Source organism: Corynebacterium sp. LaCa78, assembly GCF_046717505.1.
Taxonomy (GTDB): domain Bacteria; phylum Actinomycetota; class Actinomycetes; order Mycobacteriales; family Mycobacteriaceae; genus Corynebacterium.
Window position 1 is genome coordinate 862,877 of the sequence record NZ_CP177112.1, and the last position, 16,459, is coordinate 879,335.

Annotated in this window: 12 protein-coding genes and 2 pseudogenes; 10 read left to right on the top strand and 4 right to left on the bottom strand. The window is 59.4% G+C overall.

What is annotated here, in order from left to right:
- Positions 1–295 precede the first annotated feature (295 nt).
- The 3 genes and pseudogenes from ACLI1O_RS04235 to ACLI1O_RS04245 all read left to right on the top strand — a co-directional run.
- Positions 296–1,081 carry a DUF4300 family protein gene (locus ACLI1O_RS04235; protein WP_239269133.1) on the top strand — a complete coding sequence of 262 codons (786 nt, stop codon included), beginning with the start codon at positions 296–298 and terminating at the stop codon, positions 1,079–1,081.
- Positions 1,082–1,516: 435 nt separating this feature from the next.
- A pseudogene (locus tag ACLI1O_RS04240) lies at positions 1,517–2,067 on the top strand (transposase); the annotation flags it as partial.
- A 70-nt stretch (positions 2,068–2,137) separates the two neighbouring features.
- A pseudogene (locus ACLI1O_RS04245) lies at positions 2,138–3,093 on the top strand (IS3 family transposase); the annotation flags it as partial.
- Between the two features lie 287 nt (positions 3,094–3,380).
- Here ACLI1O_RS04245 and ACLI1O_RS04250 read toward each other — a convergent pair.
- A complete protein-coding gene (locus ACLI1O_RS04250) occupies positions 3,381–3,806 on the bottom strand; it encodes a hypothetical protein (protein WP_239275864.1) in 426 nt (141 codons plus the stop codon).
- A gap of 610 nt (positions 3,807–4,416) precedes the next feature.
- On the opposite strand from ACLI1O_RS04250, the gene ACLI1O_RS04255 reads away from it, so the two are divergent.
- Both ACLI1O_RS04255 and mfd read left to right on the top strand, forming a co-directional pair.
- Positions 4,417–5,034, top strand: a complete 618-nt coding sequence (locus ACLI1O_RS04255; protein WP_005282075.1) for a TetR/AcrR family transcriptional regulator — start codon at positions 4,417–4,419, stop codon at positions 5,032–5,034.
- Positions 5,035–8,676: a transcription-repair coupling factor gene (mfd, locus tag ACLI1O_RS04260; protein ID WP_239270119.1), complete on the top strand. Its 3,642-nt coding sequence runs from the start codon at positions 5,035–5,037 to the stop codon at positions 8,674–8,676.
- 41 nt (positions 8,677–8,717) lie between these two features.
- Here mfd and nadC read toward each other — a convergent pair whose 3' ends face one another.
- The 3 genes from nadC to ACLI1O_RS04275 form a co-directional block, all read right to left on the bottom strand.
- Positions 8,718–9,653: a carboxylating nicotinate-nucleotide diphosphorylase gene (gene nadC, locus ACLI1O_RS04265; RefSeq protein WP_239270118.1), complete on the bottom strand. Its 936-nt coding sequence runs from the start codon at positions 9,651–9,653 to the stop codon at positions 8,718–8,720.
- The gene (gene nadA / locus ACLI1O_RS04270) at positions 9,654–10,676 is read right to left on the bottom strand and encodes a quinolinate synthase NadA (RefSeq protein ID WP_370657804.1); all 1,023 of its coding nucleotides are present in this window, start codon (positions 10,674–10,676) and stop codon (positions 9,654–9,656) included.
- 129 nt (positions 10,677–10,805) lie between these two features.
- Positions 10,806–12,281 (bottom strand): amino acid permease, encoded by a 1,476-nt coding sequence (locus ACLI1O_RS04275; protein WP_239270117.1) that lies wholly within the window; start codon positions 12,279–12,281, stop codon positions 10,806–10,808.
- A gap of 69 nt (positions 12,282–12,350) precedes the next feature.
- Between ACLI1O_RS04275 and ACLI1O_RS04280 the strand changes: the two genes are divergently transcribed.
- From ACLI1O_RS04280 to ACLI1O_RS04300, 5 genes are all read left to right on the top strand, one after another.
- Positions 12,351–12,941 carry a MazG nucleotide pyrophosphohydrolase domain-containing protein gene (locus ACLI1O_RS04280; RefSeq protein WP_239270116.1) on the top strand — a complete coding sequence of 197 codons (591 nt, stop codon included), beginning with the start codon at positions 12,351–12,353 and terminating at the stop codon, positions 12,939–12,941.
- Between the two features lie 90 nt (positions 12,942–13,031).
- Positions 13,032–13,793: a lytic transglycosylase domain-containing protein gene (locus ACLI1O_RS04285; protein ID WP_239270115.1), complete on the top strand. Its 762-nt coding sequence runs from the start codon at positions 13,032–13,034 to the stop codon at positions 13,791–13,793.
- 92 nt (positions 13,794–13,885) lie between these two features.
- Positions 13,886–15,163: a phosphopyruvate hydratase gene (gene eno, locus ACLI1O_RS04290; protein ID WP_023026132.1), complete on the top strand. Its 1,278-nt coding sequence runs from the start codon at positions 13,886–13,888 to the stop codon at positions 15,161–15,163.
- A 178-nt stretch (positions 15,164–15,341) separates the two neighbouring features.
- Entirely contained in the window at positions 15,342–15,902 is a 561-nt protein-coding gene (locus tag ACLI1O_RS04295; RefSeq protein ID WP_411706976.1) for a septum formation initiator family protein, read from the top strand.
- 8 nt (positions 15,903–15,910) lie between these two features.
- Entirely contained in the window at positions 15,911–16,459 is a 549-nt protein-coding gene (locus ACLI1O_RS04300) for a DUF501 domain-containing protein (protein WP_023026136.1), read from the top strand.

Here is a 16,459-nt window from a genome sequence, read left to right on the forward strand (position 1 = left end):
TGAACCGAGATGCGTTGGGAGTCCTTGCTACCCGATTTTTCGAGGGGGCTATCTTGTGTGGGCCATTTTTCGCTAGCATGTGATGATGCGCTTTTCCTACCTGGCTGTCCCTACCGTGACAGCGTGTTTATTGTTAGCGGCTTGCTCGAATCCAGATAGTGGGGAGACGAATCAGGCTGCGAATAGTTCCGACTCTGCGTCGACCTCCAGTGCCGGCGCACAGTCAAAGGCGGCGAGCGAACAGCACACGGAGATTCCGACCGCAGATGCCGATGCGGCGCAGCTACTGGCGGGGATGACTATTAGCAATCTCGTCGATAAGCAATCGCAAGAGGTGGCCCGCACTGCGCTTGCCGGTGCCGGAGTGCCACAACAAAGCATCGATGGCTTTTTTGAGCTGGTAGACGAATACAACACTGCTGTACCGACGGACAGCATGGTGACCGAAGGCTTCGCGGAGTACAGGAAGCAGGACCCAGAATACGATGTGGAGGCCATTTCAAAGGCGTGGAATGACCACCATGCGGATTATGTGGGTACCAATTGCCGCATCAATACCTTTACCCTGGCGGATTCGCTCTTTTCCGTTGATGACCAGGACAACCCCAATGACTCCTTGTTGTTCCTAGACCAACAGTCCCTAGACAACGCGCCGGATCAAATCTTTGATGAAGCCGAGCGCGCCAAGTTTGAGGCCTTCTATGGGAATGTGGAAACTACCATGGAGCAAGATCCCGGACAGCACATTGCCGATATCAAGGCTTATTTTAAAGACCGCGGCATCGAGTTTGCGGATACAGATGCCCGAGTGGTGTCGGTATTCTCGCACGATACCTTGACAGAACCGGCCACGCTTTTCATCGGGCATACCGGCGTTGCCGTGCCGTATGAGGATGGCTACCTATTCTTGGAGAAGCTTGCCTTCGACATGCCTTATCAGGCGGTGACGGTGAAGGATATGCAGCAGCTTAATGATTACCTGATGCATAAATACGATGACGGCCCCGATCTGGAATACGGCCAACCCATTATCTTTGACAATGACGACGTGATAGAAGGAATGCGCTACGCCAAGAAGTAAAAGGGCAGTTTAACCCTGTGTGACAGTAATCAACTGCTTCCCGTTAAGAGACACGTGACGTTTAGTAGCTAAATCACGGCGGAATAGTTCGAATACTCGCGGCGGGAAGTACTTTCCCGCCTTTTCCGAACAGTTGCTGCATATTCAGGCGTCAGTGGGTGATATAGGAACCTTGGCAGTTGAATTCTTCTTTTTAAGCGATGCGCGGTCTAAACTGTCAGATGCGAGTTTTTGGTACCGGTGTTCTGGGGACCCGGTACTGTCGTGTTCTGGGTAGTTGGTACTGGGGCCGGGCCGACTTCGTCGGCCCGGCTGTTTGCTTTATTTGTCCGGTTCTATTGGGGCGGTGGCTTTGCGCATGTCAGTGGACCTGACCCCCAGATGGTGGACACCTTGAAACCAGCATCTCGCTGGGAAGTGAGGTACCTTTCCACCATGCCACGCAAGACCTACACCGAGCAGTTCAAGCGCGACGCAGTCTCGTTGTACGAGTCGACCCCCGGAGCAACGCTCAACGCGATCGCCTCCGATCTCGGGGTCAACCGCAACTCCCTGCGCACCTGGCTCGACGCCTTCGGCACCGGCACCAAGACCAACGCCAACGGTGAAAAAGTCGCCAGCCCCATTGCCGCAGCCAACAGCGCACGCACGCCTGCTGAAGGACTCTCCGACGCCGAACGCATCCGCGTGCTGGAACGCGAAAACGCCAAGCTCCGGGAGGAACGAGAGATTCTCCGCAAGGCGGCCAAATATTTCGCGGAAGAGACGAACTGGTGAACCGCTTCCGGTTCGTTGATGACAACCGAGGCCTCTACGAGGTCAAGCGGTTATGTGAGGTTTTGAAGATCAACCGGTCCTCGTATTACAAATGGAAATCAGCTGCTCCTGCCCGCCGGCGACGCGTCCTTGACGACGCGGTGCTGGGAGCGAGGATCAAGGCCGTGTTCACGGCCGAGAACGGTTGTTACGGGGCGAAACGCGTGACGGGGACCTGACCCCCAGATGGTGGACACCTTGAAACCAGCATCTCGCTGGGAAGTGAGGTACCTTTCCACCATGCCACGCAAGACCTACACCGAGCAGTTCAAGCGCGACGCAGTCTCGTTGTACGAGTCGACCCCCGGAGCAACGCTCAACGCGATCGCCTCCGATCTCGGGGTCAACCGCAACTCCCTGCGCACCTGGCTCGACGCCTTCGGCACCGGCACCAAAACCAACGCCAACGGTGAAAAAGTCGCCAGCCCCATTGCCGCAGCCAACAGCGCACGCACGCCTGCTGAAGGACTCTCCGACGCCGAACGCATCCGCGTGCTGGAACGCGAAAACGCCAAGCTCCGGGAGGAACGAGAGATTCTCCGCAAGGCGGCCAAATATTTCGCGGAAGAGACGAACTGGTGAACCGCTTCCGGTTCGTTGATGACAACCGAGGCCTCTACGAGGTCAAGCGGTTATGTGAGGTTTTGAAGATCAACCGGTCCTCGTATTACAAATGGAAATCAGCTGCTCCTGCCCGCCGGCGACGCGTCCTTGACGACGCGGTGCTGGGAGCGAGGATCAAGGCCGTGTTCACGGCCGAGAACGGTTGTTACGGGGCGAAACGCGTGACGGCGGCCATCAATTCCGATCCAGCCAACGACGACCTTTTCAATCACAAGCGCACCGCCAGGTTGATGCGCCAGATGGGCCTGTTCGGCTACACCAAAAAACGCCGGGTGAAGACCACCGTGTCTGCGAAACGGGCTCCGAAGTTGCCCGACCTGCTGAAACGCCGGTTCACCGCGGAGAAACCGAACACCATCTACGTCGGCGATATCACGTACCTGCCGATCGCGGACGGGTCGAATATGTACCTGGCCACCGTCATCGACTGCTATTCGCGGCAGTTGACCGGTTTCGCGATCGCCGACCACATGCGCACGGAGTTGGTCGAAGAAGCTCTCACGATGGCCCACGGGGTCCGAGGCAACCTTGACGGGGCGATTTTCCACTCCGATCATGGCAGCGTCTATACGGGCCTGACCCCGGACAGTGGACACGTCGGGGGGTCAGGTCCCATCCCGCTTCTGTATTAGCTTTGTGGCTATACAGGGCGCTCAATAATTGGTTCTTTTGGGAACCCAGTGAGACCGTCCAATGCGCACGTGGCGCACTGGACGGTTTCTTATGACCGGTGTCCCTTAATCTTGGAGGGGTTCTGCCCTTTAGGAGGGGACTAGCTCGGTGAATTTGAGAAAAGAGAAATGCTCTAGGTGTTTGGAATACACCCAGAGCATTGGTGGAATTGTGGAGATCGTTTGAGTTAGGCGAGTTTAGCGGAGATTTCGATGATCTTTTCAATGACCTTCAGTGCGTCTTGAATTTTGCTGAAGTCAATGTTCTTGATGAACTTTTCGGCCTTTTCGTTGAAGTCATCAGTTTTGCTGGAGAGCTCGTCGAGCTTGGCGTGGAAGTTTTCCTTGTGCTCTTCGTGCTTGTCGCCGAGATCCTGCTTGTTATCTTGGTGCTTGCTGGAGAGCTCGTCCAGCTTGTCGTGGATGTTCTCCTTGTTGAGCTTGGAGGAGCCGTTGTCATCCTGCTCTGGGGCGGTCTCGGTGGTGGTTTCTACCGCTGCGGTGGTCTCGGCTGCAGTGGTTTCGGGAGTGGTGTCTTCAGCGAGTGCCGGTGCCACTGCGGTGGTGGTGGCGATGGCCAGGGTGGTAAGTCCGACGGATGCTTTGCGCAGCATGATTCCTCCTTGATGGAATTTTGTTTTCAAAAGGTGGGTGTTTACACCGGAAACATACTAATGCTTATTTATAAAATATTCAGCTTTTGTGTCGGAACACACAGGAATGAGTCAGGTGTGTTTTACTTTTCCTCTAAAACTTAGGGAGGTCAATCTCTGCGTATCTTGAGGATCTACAGGGGGATAAATACGTGGAGGGATGGCATCGATGAGCCTGCGCAGGGCCTCTTTCCGCGGGTTGATCTATTGGTCCTAGGGAGAGGGAAGAAGGAGCACTAATTTGCCGCCGATGAATGTGATCGCTAAAGACAGCGAGCCCTGAGATTAGTAGATTTTCGCGTTTGGGCGATTCTCTTGGTGACTGTTTTTCTGAGGCCACTGCAAAGAGAAAACTAAAAAATCCCTCTCGCCGGCGTTTATGCCTTTAGAGAGGGCTGCGAAAATGCTTCCCCACCAGGACTCGAACCTAGAATGGCGGTACCAAAAACCGCAGTGTTGCCGATTACACCATGGGGAACCACAGCGATTGCTGTAGCTATAGCGTACCTGACGCCCCCGGGTAAATAACAAATTACTAGGTAGGGGTGGGGCAAAGGATATGGTAGAAGGCATGGTTCGACAGAGAATGACCGGACGCGAGCGCCGCGAGCAATTGATTTCCATTGGGCGCGCCGCCTTCGCGGAATTGGGGTTTGAAGGCACCAGCGTTGAAGAGATTGCGTCCCGCGCCGGCGTATCGAAGCCGGTGGTCTACGAGCATTTTGGGGGCAAAGAAGGCCTGTATGCGGTGGTCGTGGATCGGGAGATGCTGGCGCTGGAAAAAGTCATTAAGGATTCTTTAGAAGAAGGCAGCTGGCGCGAGCGCATCGAGCAGGCCGTAATGGCGCTGCTGAATTACGTTGAGGAAGAAACCGATGGTTTCATCATCTTGGTGCGCGATTCGAAGCCGGGCGAGGAACGCAGTTTTTCCACGCTGCTGAATGCCGCGGTGGGGCAGGTGGCCTATATCTTGGGCGAAGCTTTTGAGCACCGCGGTATTAATCCGGAGTTAGCCAATATTTATGGGCAGGCCCTCGTTGGCATGGTCTCTACCACAGCGCAGTGGTGGTTGGATGAGCGCAGCCCGGATAAACCGGATAAGGAAGTCGTCGCTACGCATATAGTCAATCTATGCTGGAATGGTTTGTCCGGTATGGAAATTAAGCCCAAGCTAGGAGGCAGGAAGTAAATGGCGACGCCAATGCTGGCAGGTCTGCTTAAGGTCGCGGCCACGGACCCGAAGCTCAAGGGGCTTGTGGCCAATGTGGGCCAGGACCTGCACATTACGGGTATTGATCAGGCGCGCCCTTGGGCTCTTGGCACCTTGGCCCACCACGCGCCGGTGCTGGCGGTCACGGCCACCAGCCGCGAGGCGGAGGATCTCACCGCGGAGCTTACCGCGATGATGGGCGATAAAGTCGCGATGTTCCCGTCGTGGGAGACGCTGCCGCACGAGCGGCTGAGCCCGGGCGTGGATATCATCGGCAAGCGCGCGCAGGTGCTGCACAACATTGATGACCTGCGCATTATTGTCACGGCCGCGCGCGGGCTCTCCCAGCCCATCCTGCAGGACATCGAGGGCCGCGCCCCGGTGCATCTGGAAGAAGACCACGAATATAACTTTGATGATGTGGTGCGCAGCCTGGAATTTAGGGCGTATAAGCACGTGGACATGGTGGCTAAGCGCGGTGAGTTTGCCACCCGCGGTGGCATTATCGATGTCTTTCCCACCACCTTGGATTACCCGGTGCGCGTGGAGTTTTGGGGCGATGAGGTTACCGATATCCGCCAGTTCTCTGTCGCTGACCAGCGCACCATCCCGGAAATCGAGGTCGGCCGCGTGGATATCTTTACCGCCCGCGAGCTGCCGATTACGGATGCGGTGGCGCAGCGCGCGGCCAAACTGGCGTCGACGCATACCGGAAACCCAGCGCTGGTGGAGCTGCTCACCAAGGTCAGCGAGCATATTCCGGCAGAGGGCATGGAGGCGGTGTTGCCCGTGCTTTCCGATGCCCCACTGATCACCCTCTCCGAGTTCCTTCCCGCCGCCACGCACGTGGTGATGGTGGCACCGGAAAAGATCAGGCGCCGCGTGGAGGACCTGGAAAAGACCGACGCGGAATTCCTCGCCGCCGGGTGGGAGGCCGCCGCCATGGGCGCGGATGGCCCCTTGTCCACGGAAGGGCTCGATACTGAAGGTTCGAGCTACCGCTCCTTTGAGTCTTTGGAGGTCTCCATTCGCGAGGCCGGGCAGCCACTGTGGACATTTTCCCCACCGGGTATGCTGGCCGGGCCAGAGGAAGAAACCCTGCCGCTCGAGTTCGAGCCCGGGCCCACCCCGCGCGGAGATATCAAAGAAATCGACGCCATGATGGCCCAGCTGCTCGCGCATACCAACGCAGGCGGGCGCGCGGCGTTTATCGCGCCTGCCCAGGGCGCCATCAAGCGCATGGTGGAGCGCTTTGCCGAGCAGGGCATTCGCACCAAGGTGGCCACCCCCGGTTGGGAACCCAGCGCGGGCGAGGTCACCTTGTATCAGGCGCTCAGCCATGCCGGTTTGGTCTTTCCCAAGGTGCGCAAGCTCAAAGACGCTGAGGCGCTGCCGCTCGTCGTGGTCACGGAAACGGACCTGACCGGCAACCGCGTTGGCGATATTGCAGACGCTAAGCGGCGGCCGGCCAAGCGCCGCAATAAGGTGGATCCGCTGGCGCTCAAGCAGGGCGATTTTGTGGTGCATGAAACGCACGGCATCGGCAAGTTTTTGAAGATGGCCGAGCGCACCATCCAATCCGGCGATGAGACCAGCCGGCGCGAATACATCGTGCTGGAATATGCGCCCTCCAAGCGCGGGCAGCCGGCGGACCAGCTGTGGGTGCCGATGGATTCGCTGGACTTGCTCAGCAAGTACACCGGCGGCGAATCGCCCCACCTATCCAAGATGGGCGGCTCGGATTGGAAGAACACCAAGAAAAAAGCGCGCGCCGCCGTGCGCGAGATCGCTGGCGAATTGGTGGATCTCTATGCCAAGCGCCAGGCCGCTCCGGGCCACCAGTTCGCGCCCGATAACCCCTGGCAGGCGGAGATGGAGGATAATTTCCCCTTCGTCGAAACCGAAGACCAGATGTTGGCCATCGACGCGGTGAAAGAGGACATGGAATCCACAGTGCCGATGGACCGCGTGGTCGTCGGCGATGTGGGCTATGGCAAGACCGAGGTCGCCATTCGCGCCGCCTTCAAGGCGGTCCAAGATGGCACCCAGGTCGCCGTGCTGGTGCCGACCACACTGCTGGCACAGCAGCACTACGATACCTTTAGCGAGCGCATGGCCGGTTTCCCCGTCAAGATAGCGGTGCTCTCGCGCTTTACCTCCAAGAAGGAAGCCACGGAGATCTTTAAGGGGCTTGCCGATGGCTCGATTGACATCGTCGTCGGCACGCACCGCCTGCTGCAAACCGGCGTGCACTGGAAGAACTTGGGCCTTATCGTCGTCGATGAGGAGCAGCGCTTTGGCGTGGAGCACAAGGAACACATCAAGGCGCTCAAAGCCAGCGTCGACGTGCTTACCATGTCCGCGACGCCGATTCCCCGCACGCTGGAGATGTCCATGGCCGGCATCCGCGAAATGTCGACGATCCTCACCCCGCCAGAAGATCGCCACCCGGTGCTGACCTATGTTGGTGCCTACGAGGACAAGCAGGTCGCGGCAGCCATTCGGCGCGAGCTGTTGCGCGATGGCCAGACCTTCTTTATCCACAATAAGGTCTCCGATATTGAAAAGAAGGCGCGCGAACTGCGCGACTTGGTGCCAGAAGCGCGCATCGTCGTCGCCCACGGTCAGATGAATGAGGACGTGCTGGAAAAGACCGTCCAGGGATTCTGGGACCGTGAGTATGACGTTTTGGTCTGTACCACCATCGTGGAAACCGGCCTGGATATCGCCAATGCCAATACACTAATCGTGGAAAATGCCCACCACATGGGCTTGTCGCAGCTGCACCAGTTGCGCGGGCGCGTGGGCCGCTCCCGTGAGCGCGGTTATGCCTACTTCCTGTACCCCAAGGGCGCCACGCTGACCGAGACCTCCTATGACCGCCTGGCCACCATCGCCCAGAACAACGATCTGGGCGCCGGCATGGCCGTGGCCATGAAGGACCTTGAGATGCGCGGTGCCGGCAACGTGCTGGGTGCCCAGCAATCCGGCCACATCGCAGGTGTGGGCTTCGACCTCTACGTGCGCTTGGTCGGCGAGGCCGTCGAGGCCTTCAAGTCCCTGGCCCGCGGCGAGGCACCTGCGGTAACAGACGAAGGCCCGAAGGAAATCCGCATCGATCTCCCCGTGGATGCGCACATCCCAGAGTCTTATATCGACTCCGAGCGCCTGCGCCTTGAGGTCTACCGCAAGCTCGCGGCCTCGCAGGACAACAAGGATCTCACGGCGGCGCGGGAGGAAATGGAAGACCGCTTCGGTACCTTGCCCAAGGAGGTCGAGCGCTTGCTCGCCGTGGCGCGACTGCGCCACCAAGCCCGCCGCGCCGGGGTGGCAGACATTACCGTGCAGGGCACCCGCGTGAAATTCCACCCGGTGGAGCTGCCGGATTCCAAGCAGGTCCGTTTGAAGCGCCTCTACCCGGGGTCGAGTTTCCGCGCTGCGGCCAAGGCCATCAACGTGCCCTTCCCCAAGGCCGGGCGCAATGTCACCTCGCCCAAGCTGCGCGATGAGGAGCTTATCCAGTGGGCAGCGGACTTCTTAAGCGCGCTTTTTGATGTCCAACCCATCAACGTCTCCGGCGAGGAAGCCGGCGCCGGGTCGGTCATCAGCGTAGGCGAGTAGCCGATGGGCGAGAAGCCGAAGGGCGCGTAGCCCCTCGGCGCTTAGGAGAAGTCCAAGCCGATATCCAGCACGCGAACCGAGTGGGTGAGGGCGCCGACGGCGATATAGTCCACGCCCGAGGTGCCGTACTCGCCGGCGTTTTCAAGCTGCAACCCGCCGGAGGCTTCTAGCGCCGTGGTTGGGCTGAGCGCTTGGCGGCGGTGGACGGCGGTGTGGACATCGGCAAGCGCGAAGTTATCCAGCAGCACCATATCCGGGTGCAACGGGAGGACCTCCTCGAGCTGGTCCAAGGTATCGACCTCGACCTCGCAGGGGATATCCGGGGCATGCTCGCGCACGCGGCGCAGGGCCGTGGCCACGCTGCCGCCCACGGCGAGTACGTGATTGTCCTTAATCATGGCGGCATCGCCCAAGCCCATGCGGTGGTTTGCCCCGCCGCCGGCGCGCACGGCGTATTTCTGCAGCGCCCGCAGGCCAGGCAGGGTTTTGCGGGTATCGCGCACCTGGGCCTGCTTAATGCTATCCGGAGTCCCCGTTTCCTCCGCCGTTGTCGCGATGGCATCGACCCAACACCGGGTCTGCGTCGCGATGGCGCTTGCGTGCGAGACCATATTGAGCATGGTGCGCTCAGCTGCCAGCACCAAGAGGGTAGGGGCCTGCACCGTGGCGATGACCTGGCCTGGGGTAACGCTGTCGCCGTCGGTGGAGTGGAGGGTGATGGTGGAGGTCGGGGCATCGGCAAGCGCGGCGCCTGTATCCACGCCCCACTGGCTCAAGCGCTGGGCGGTCGCGTCAAGGACCTGCTCGATAAGGCCCAAGCCTGCGATGGCGCCGGCCTCGCGCGCGGTGAACTCCGCCGTGCAACGATTCTCACCCGGCACCGTGGCAAGCGAGGTGTAATCGGGCCCGTAAGCGAAATCCTCATCCAAGGCCGTGGCAATGAGCGCGGAGCAATCCGGCAGGCGCAGGTTGTCCATTTACTCGCCCCCGCCGGGATTGCCAATGGAAATCATGGCCTCGAGGGACTTGCGCGCCGCATTCGCGATATCTTCTGGCACCGTGACCTCATCGGTTTCTTCCACCAGGCAGCGCTCCAAGGCGTCTGGGGTGATCATCTTCATGTACTTGCACTCGGCGTGGTCATTGACGGCCTGGAAATCGATATCCGGCGCGGCCTGGCGCAGCTGGTGCAGCATGCCGGTCTCGGTAGCAACGAGCACCTTGTTCTGCGGCTGCTTCTGGGACTGGGTGATCATCTGCCCGGTAGAGAGCATGTGCACGCGCTCTTGCGGCACCAAGCCCTCGTTGGCCAGGTACAAAGCGGAATTGGAGCAGCCGCACTCCGGGTGGATGTACAGGTCCGCGTCCGGGTTATCTTGGGTTTGTTGGGCTAGCTGCTGGGCGCTAATGCCGGCGTGCACGTGGCACTCACCGGCCCAAATGCGGATATTTTCCCGGCCGGTCTCGCGCTTGACGTAGGCGCCCAAAAACTGGTCGGGGCAGAAGAGGATTTCTTTATCCGCCGGCAGCGAATTGACCACGTCGACGGCATTGGAGGACGTACAGCAGACATCGGTCAGCGCCTTGACCTCGGCGGTGGTGTTGACGTAGCTGACCACTAGGGCATCGGGGTGCTCGGCCTTCCATGCGCGCAGCTCATCTGCGGTGATGGAATCTGCCAGGGAACACCCGGCGCGCTCATCGGGGATGAGGACCTTCTTATTTGGCGAAAGGATTTTGGCGGATTCCGCCATGAAGTGCACGCCGCAAAAGACGATGATATCTGCATCGGTTTCTGCCGCCTTGCGGGACAGCGCCAGGGAATCGCCGGTGTGGTGGGCAACGTCCTGGATCTCCGGGATCTGGTAATTATGCGCCAGGATCACCGCATTGCGCTGTTCCGCCAACTCTTTAATCCGCTCCGCCCAGGCCTTGTCTACCGCGGGGTCTGAACCAGCAGGAGTGGCAGAGGGCATAACGCTCGCATTGGTTTGAGTCACAAGTGCTCCAAAAGTGATATTCACAAGAATTAGTGGGGTGTAATTACCGTACTAAACTGTCTGTGTCCAAGACCACTTGCGATGGCGGGCGAGCGCGCCGATGTAGCCCTTTTTGGTGGGGCAGGGAGACTAGAGTTCCAGTGATCCTTGGGTGAGGCCGACCGCGGCGATGATAGCGGCAACCAGCACAACGATGACGATTGACCACTCAAATCCATTAAAAAGCTTCTCGCGGCGCGAGAGGCGGGTGAGCACATATGGGATAAGTCCCGGCACGACGGCGAGGGCGCCGAAGAGAATATAAACCGGGTCGGCGGCGTAAATTAGCCACAACGAGTACACGAAGGCCACTAGCGCGATGCCAAAGTGGCGCCGGTTTTCGCGTTTGGGAATATCTGGCCCAGACAGGTCGAATCGCGTTCCGGCGTGTGGGTGGGTAACGCCCTTTCCACGTATCGCTAGCAGTAGCAGATACAGCGAGGAAAAGATATAGGGTAGCAGGTACATGATGGTGGCCAGTTGCACCATCGCGGCATAGGACGCCTCATTGACGTAGAAGACGACGATGAAGATCTGGATTGCGGAGGTGGAAATCAGTTGCGCCACCCACGGGGCGCCGGCCACATTGATGGTGCCGATGCGGCGGGGAATGAGGCCATCGATGGCCATCATGACGATGGGCTCAGCGCACAGCATTTGCCAGGAAACGTAGGCACCGAGGACCGAGAGGCACAGGCCGATGGAAATCAGCGCGCCGCCCCAAGGGCCGACGACCTCCGTAAGCACCGAAGCCATGGAGTTATCCGGCAGCGCGGCCAGCTCCTCTTTGGTCATCACGCCAAAGCTCAAGGTGGATACGGAGACTAAGAGCGCCAGCACGGAGAAGAAGCCAATGACGGTAGCACGGCCGACATCCGTGCGCTTAGCGGCCTGCTTGGAATAGACGGAGGCGCCCTCTACGCCGATAAAGACCCAGACAGTAAAGAGCATGATGCCTTGGACCTGCTCAAAGACGCTGGCATTGGAATTTCGCCCCCAGAAATCCAGGGTGAATTTATCCCAGCTAAAGCCGATGAACGCGACCAAGACGATGAAGGCCAGGATGGGCACGATCTTGGCAATCGTCGTCACCAGGTTCATGAATGCGGCCTGCTGCACCCCGCGGGCCAAAACGGCGAAGATTCCCCACGATAGAAGGGAGACGGCGATGGCGGACGCCCACTGGTGGTCGGCATCGAAAAGCGGCAGGTAATGCCCAATCGTATTGAAAAACAGCGTGGCATAACCCACCTGCGCCATCACCGAGCCCAGCCAGTAGCCCCAGCCTGAGGTAAAGCCGATGAAATCACCCAGGCCAGCGCGCACATAAGAATAGACGCCGGAATCAAGGTGGGGTTTTCGGTACGCCAAAATCTGGAAGACGAAGGCAACGGACAGCATGCCGATACCCGCCACCAACCAACCGATGAGCATGGCACCTGGGCCTGCCACGGAGGAAATATTTTGGGGTAGCGAAAATATGCCCGCGCCGACGGTGGATCCGATAATCAGCGCGACAAGCGTCCACAATGACACCGAGTGGGACTTATTTTGGCTGGAGGTCATTGGCCTAAAGTACCGCGCCTGCCCCGTTAAAGGGAACTTGAGAAAACACACGGGATAGACTTTGTAGCTATGACAGTCCTGTTGCTCGATGAACGCTGGCCCACCATGATCCCCATGCGCGCCTATGGCAAGTTATATGGCCCCGTTCAGTTCACCGGGGAAGTACCGGTATCAGTGCGGTGGAACTTCTCGGATCTCTTAAGTGGCGATGATGCCACCGGCACCTTGGTCACCACCGATGAACACGATCCGGAAACCCAGGCGCGCATTGCCACCGGGGAACAGGTCATTAGGGCCGAGTCGCTTGACGATGCCGTGATGCAAGCGCGCAGCGCTATGGCAACGGCCCGCCGTATCGGCGAATGGGAGCGCGAGCAGACCCATGAATCGCTCCTGCCGTACCTAGAAGAGGAGGCGGGGGAATTTGCAGCAGCCGTGCGCCAGCACGCACCCGAGGAGGAATTGCTCAAAGAGCTTGGGGATGTTTTCCTGCAGGTGCTTTTTCACGCCGAGATTTCTACCTTCTCGCTTGACGATGTCGCCACAAGTTTCGTGCGCAAGATGCGCTCCCGCGCGCCGTATCTCTTTGATGGCACGGCGGAAATAGTGGGCGTAGAAGAACAAAACCGCCTCTGGGCGGAGGGGAAATCGCGGGAGTAAAAGTGGGGTGAAAGTCGCAGGGACTTTTACGCGCGGCGGGCGCGTGTAGTTATCCGGCGGGGTGAATTTCACTTAGTAGGATGGCTACTCATGAACAGGCTGCTGCGAACAATCGGGGGCTGCGGGCTAGCCGTAGTAATCATCATTGCGCTGGTAATGGGGCTAATTGTATCCAATTCCACCGATGATTCTTCGGTCCCAGACGCCACCCCGCCCGTAGGTGGAAAAGAGGTGGCCAATATCGATGTCAACGCGCCGGGCCGCACGGCCGATAAGCTCACCCACTGGGCATCGGATCTGGCGGAAGCTACCGATATCCCGCCGCAGGCGCTGCGCGCCTATGGCAACGCCGAACTTATCGCCCGGCAGCAGCACCCGGGCTGCAATTTGCGGTGGAATACCCTGGCAGGCTTGGGCTTTGTAGAGACTCGGCACGGTACCTATAACGGCAACTGGTTTAAGTCCTCCAAGCTGGATGACAACGGCTACCCGCAGCCGCCGATCGTCGGCATCACCCTGGATGGCTCGAATAACACCGCGCACACCCCGGATACCGATAACGGCGAAATCGACGGGGATACGGAATTTGACCGCGCGGTGGGTCCCTTGCAGTTCATCCCTACCTCGTGGGAGTCCGCCGGCGGCGACGCCAATGGCGATGGCAAGGCCGACCCGAACCAGATTGACGATGCCGCCCTGGGCGCGGCGAACCTCTTGTGCTTTGGTGATAGGGATCTCAATGACCCGGATCAGTGGGAAGAGGCCATCTTAAATTACAACCAGTCCAGGGAATATCTGGACAAGGTAGCCCATGCGGCCAATGCCTACTCGGTCCCGCAACCGGCTCGCTAGCCTCACGCGTGGCGGTTTTCTGGAACAATTGGGCATGTAACTGAACTAACTGGCTCAGCGACGAACATCATCTATAAGGAGTGAGTTACAGCATGGCTGGTATCATCCACGCATTTGGACGCGAAATCTTGGATTCCCGCGGTAACCCGACCGTAGAGGCCGAGGTCTTCTTGGACGACGGCGCCCACGGCGTTGCCGGCGTTCCCTCCGGCGCATCTACCGGTGTGCACGAGGCACACGAGCTGCGCGACGGCGGCGACCGCTACCTAGGCAAGGGCGTGCAGAAGGCCGTAGAGAATATCAACGAGGAAATCGGCGATGAAATCGCTGGCCTCGAGGCTGATGACCAGCGCCTCATTGACCAGGCGCTCATCAAGCTGGACGGCACGGATAACAAGTCCCGCCTTGGCGCCAATGCCATTCTCGGTGTGTCCATCGCTACCGCTAAGGCTGCCGCCGAGTCCGCCGCGCTGCCGCTCTACCGCTACATTGGCGGCCCGAACGCTCACGTTCTTCCCGTTCCCATGATGAACATCCTGAACGGCGGTTCCCACGCTGACTCCGGCGTGGATGTGCAGGAATTCATGATTGCCCCCATCGGTGCGGAGACCTTCACCGAGGCCCTCAGCATCGGTGCTGGCGTGTACCACTCCCTGAAGGCCGTCCTGAAGGACAAGGGCCTGTCCACCGGCTTGGGCGATGAGGGCGGCTTTGCTCCTTCCGTCGATTCCACCCGCGCTGCGCTCGACGTCATCGTTGAGGCCATTAAGAAGGCCGGCTTCGAGCCGGGCAAGGACGTCGCCTTGGCCCTCGACGTCGCTTCCTCCGAGTTCTACGAGGACGGCAAGTACCACTTCGAAGGCGGCGAGCACACCGCCGAGGAGATGTCCAAGGTCTACGAGGAGCTCATCAACGAGTACCCCATCGTGTCCATCGAGGACCCACTGCAGGAAGACGACTGGGAAGGCTACACCACCCTGACCGCCGCTATTGGCGATAAGGTCCAGATCGTCGGCGATGACTTCTTCGTCACCAACCCGGCTCGCCTGCAGGAGGGCATCGATAAGAAGGCGGCCAACGCGCTGCTGGTAAAGGTCAACCAGATTGGTACCTTGACCGAGACCTTCGATGCCGTAGAGCTTGCACACCGCAATGGCTACCGCACCATGATGTCCCACCGCTCCGGCGAGACCGAGGACACCACCATTGCGGACTTGGCCGTCGCCCTCAACTGCGGCCAGATCAAGACCGGTGCCCCGGCCCGCTCCGAGCGCGTGGCTAAGTACAACCAGCTGCTGCGCATTGAGCAGGAGCTTGGCGATGCCGCCGTCTACGCCGGCCGCTCCGCCTTCCCGCGTTTCAACGCTTAAGGCCTAGCGGTCTAGTCTAGAAGCTAGACGCCGCTAGGAATTTAGCCCCCGATGTGCCCCGAAAAGGTGCGGTGGGGGCTTGCTCGTTCTGAGCATCTCGAGCGCCTGAGAAAGTTGATGAAATTCCGCGCGTGCCACGCCTGTGTTACTGGTGTGGCGGCGCTAGGATAGTAACCCTATGGCACGTGAGAAGAAGACGGAGCGCCGCCGGAGCCGCACTAGGGTTCCGGTGGCCTCGCGTGCTGCGGATATCCGCAAATCCCAGCGGGCGCAGGAAAAGAAGAACCGCAAGCCCGATCGCATGAGCATCGTTGGCATGACCGTCATCGTTGTTTTTGTGTTGGTGGTGCTCGTCATCATCGCGGTGCCGCTGCGCAATTACTACCACGGCCGCTCCGAAATCGCTCGGCTGAATGAATCGATTGCGGCGAAGCAGGATGAAAAAGATGCTCTATTAGAAGAGATCGATAAATATAAATCAGAGGACTTTATCAAGCAGGAAGCCCGGCGGCGCTTCGGCGTGGTAGAGCAGGGTGAGACCGCGTACCGCATCCTCGATCCTAATATTCAGCCCGATGACCAGGTCACTACCGATGGTCAGTCGCAGGAAGATTCGCGCCCGTGGTTTGAGGTGTTGTGGGATTCGGTGGCGCAGCCGCCGGAAGAAGAGGCCCCAGCGGGCGAGTCGCAGCACCTGCCAATTGAGCCAGCGTCTGAGGAGAGTGACGATGTGCGATAATTGTTCGCATGACCGTCACTGATGCAGATTTAGCCATCGTTTCCGAGCAATTGGGCCGCACCCCACGCGGCGTGCTGGAGGTATCGTTCCGCACACCGGATGGCCAACCGGCCGTGATTAAAACTTCTCCCAAGTTGCCGGATGGCACCCCGTTTCCCACACTGTATTACCTCACCGATCCCCGCCTGACCGCGGAAGCCTCCCGGTTGGAGGTCGCCCACGTGATGAAGTGGATGGAGTCCCGCCTGGCCGAGGATAAGGAGCTTGCTGCCGACTACCACCAGGCCCATGAGCATTTCTTGGCCAAGCGCAATGAGATTGAGGACTTGGGCACAGATTTTTCTGGCGGCGGCATGCCCGAGCGGGTGAAGTGCCTGCACGTGCTCATCGCCTATGCGCTTGCCGAAGGCCCCCAGCACTTCCGCCTCGGCACCGAGGCCGTGGCAATGGCGGCCGACCACGGTAAGCTACGCGGTACGGCGATTCCGCAGGATTGGCCCACGGTGGAAGAGCTGGGCATTGACTTGGCGGAGTTCGATTTTTCCAACGCTGAATAG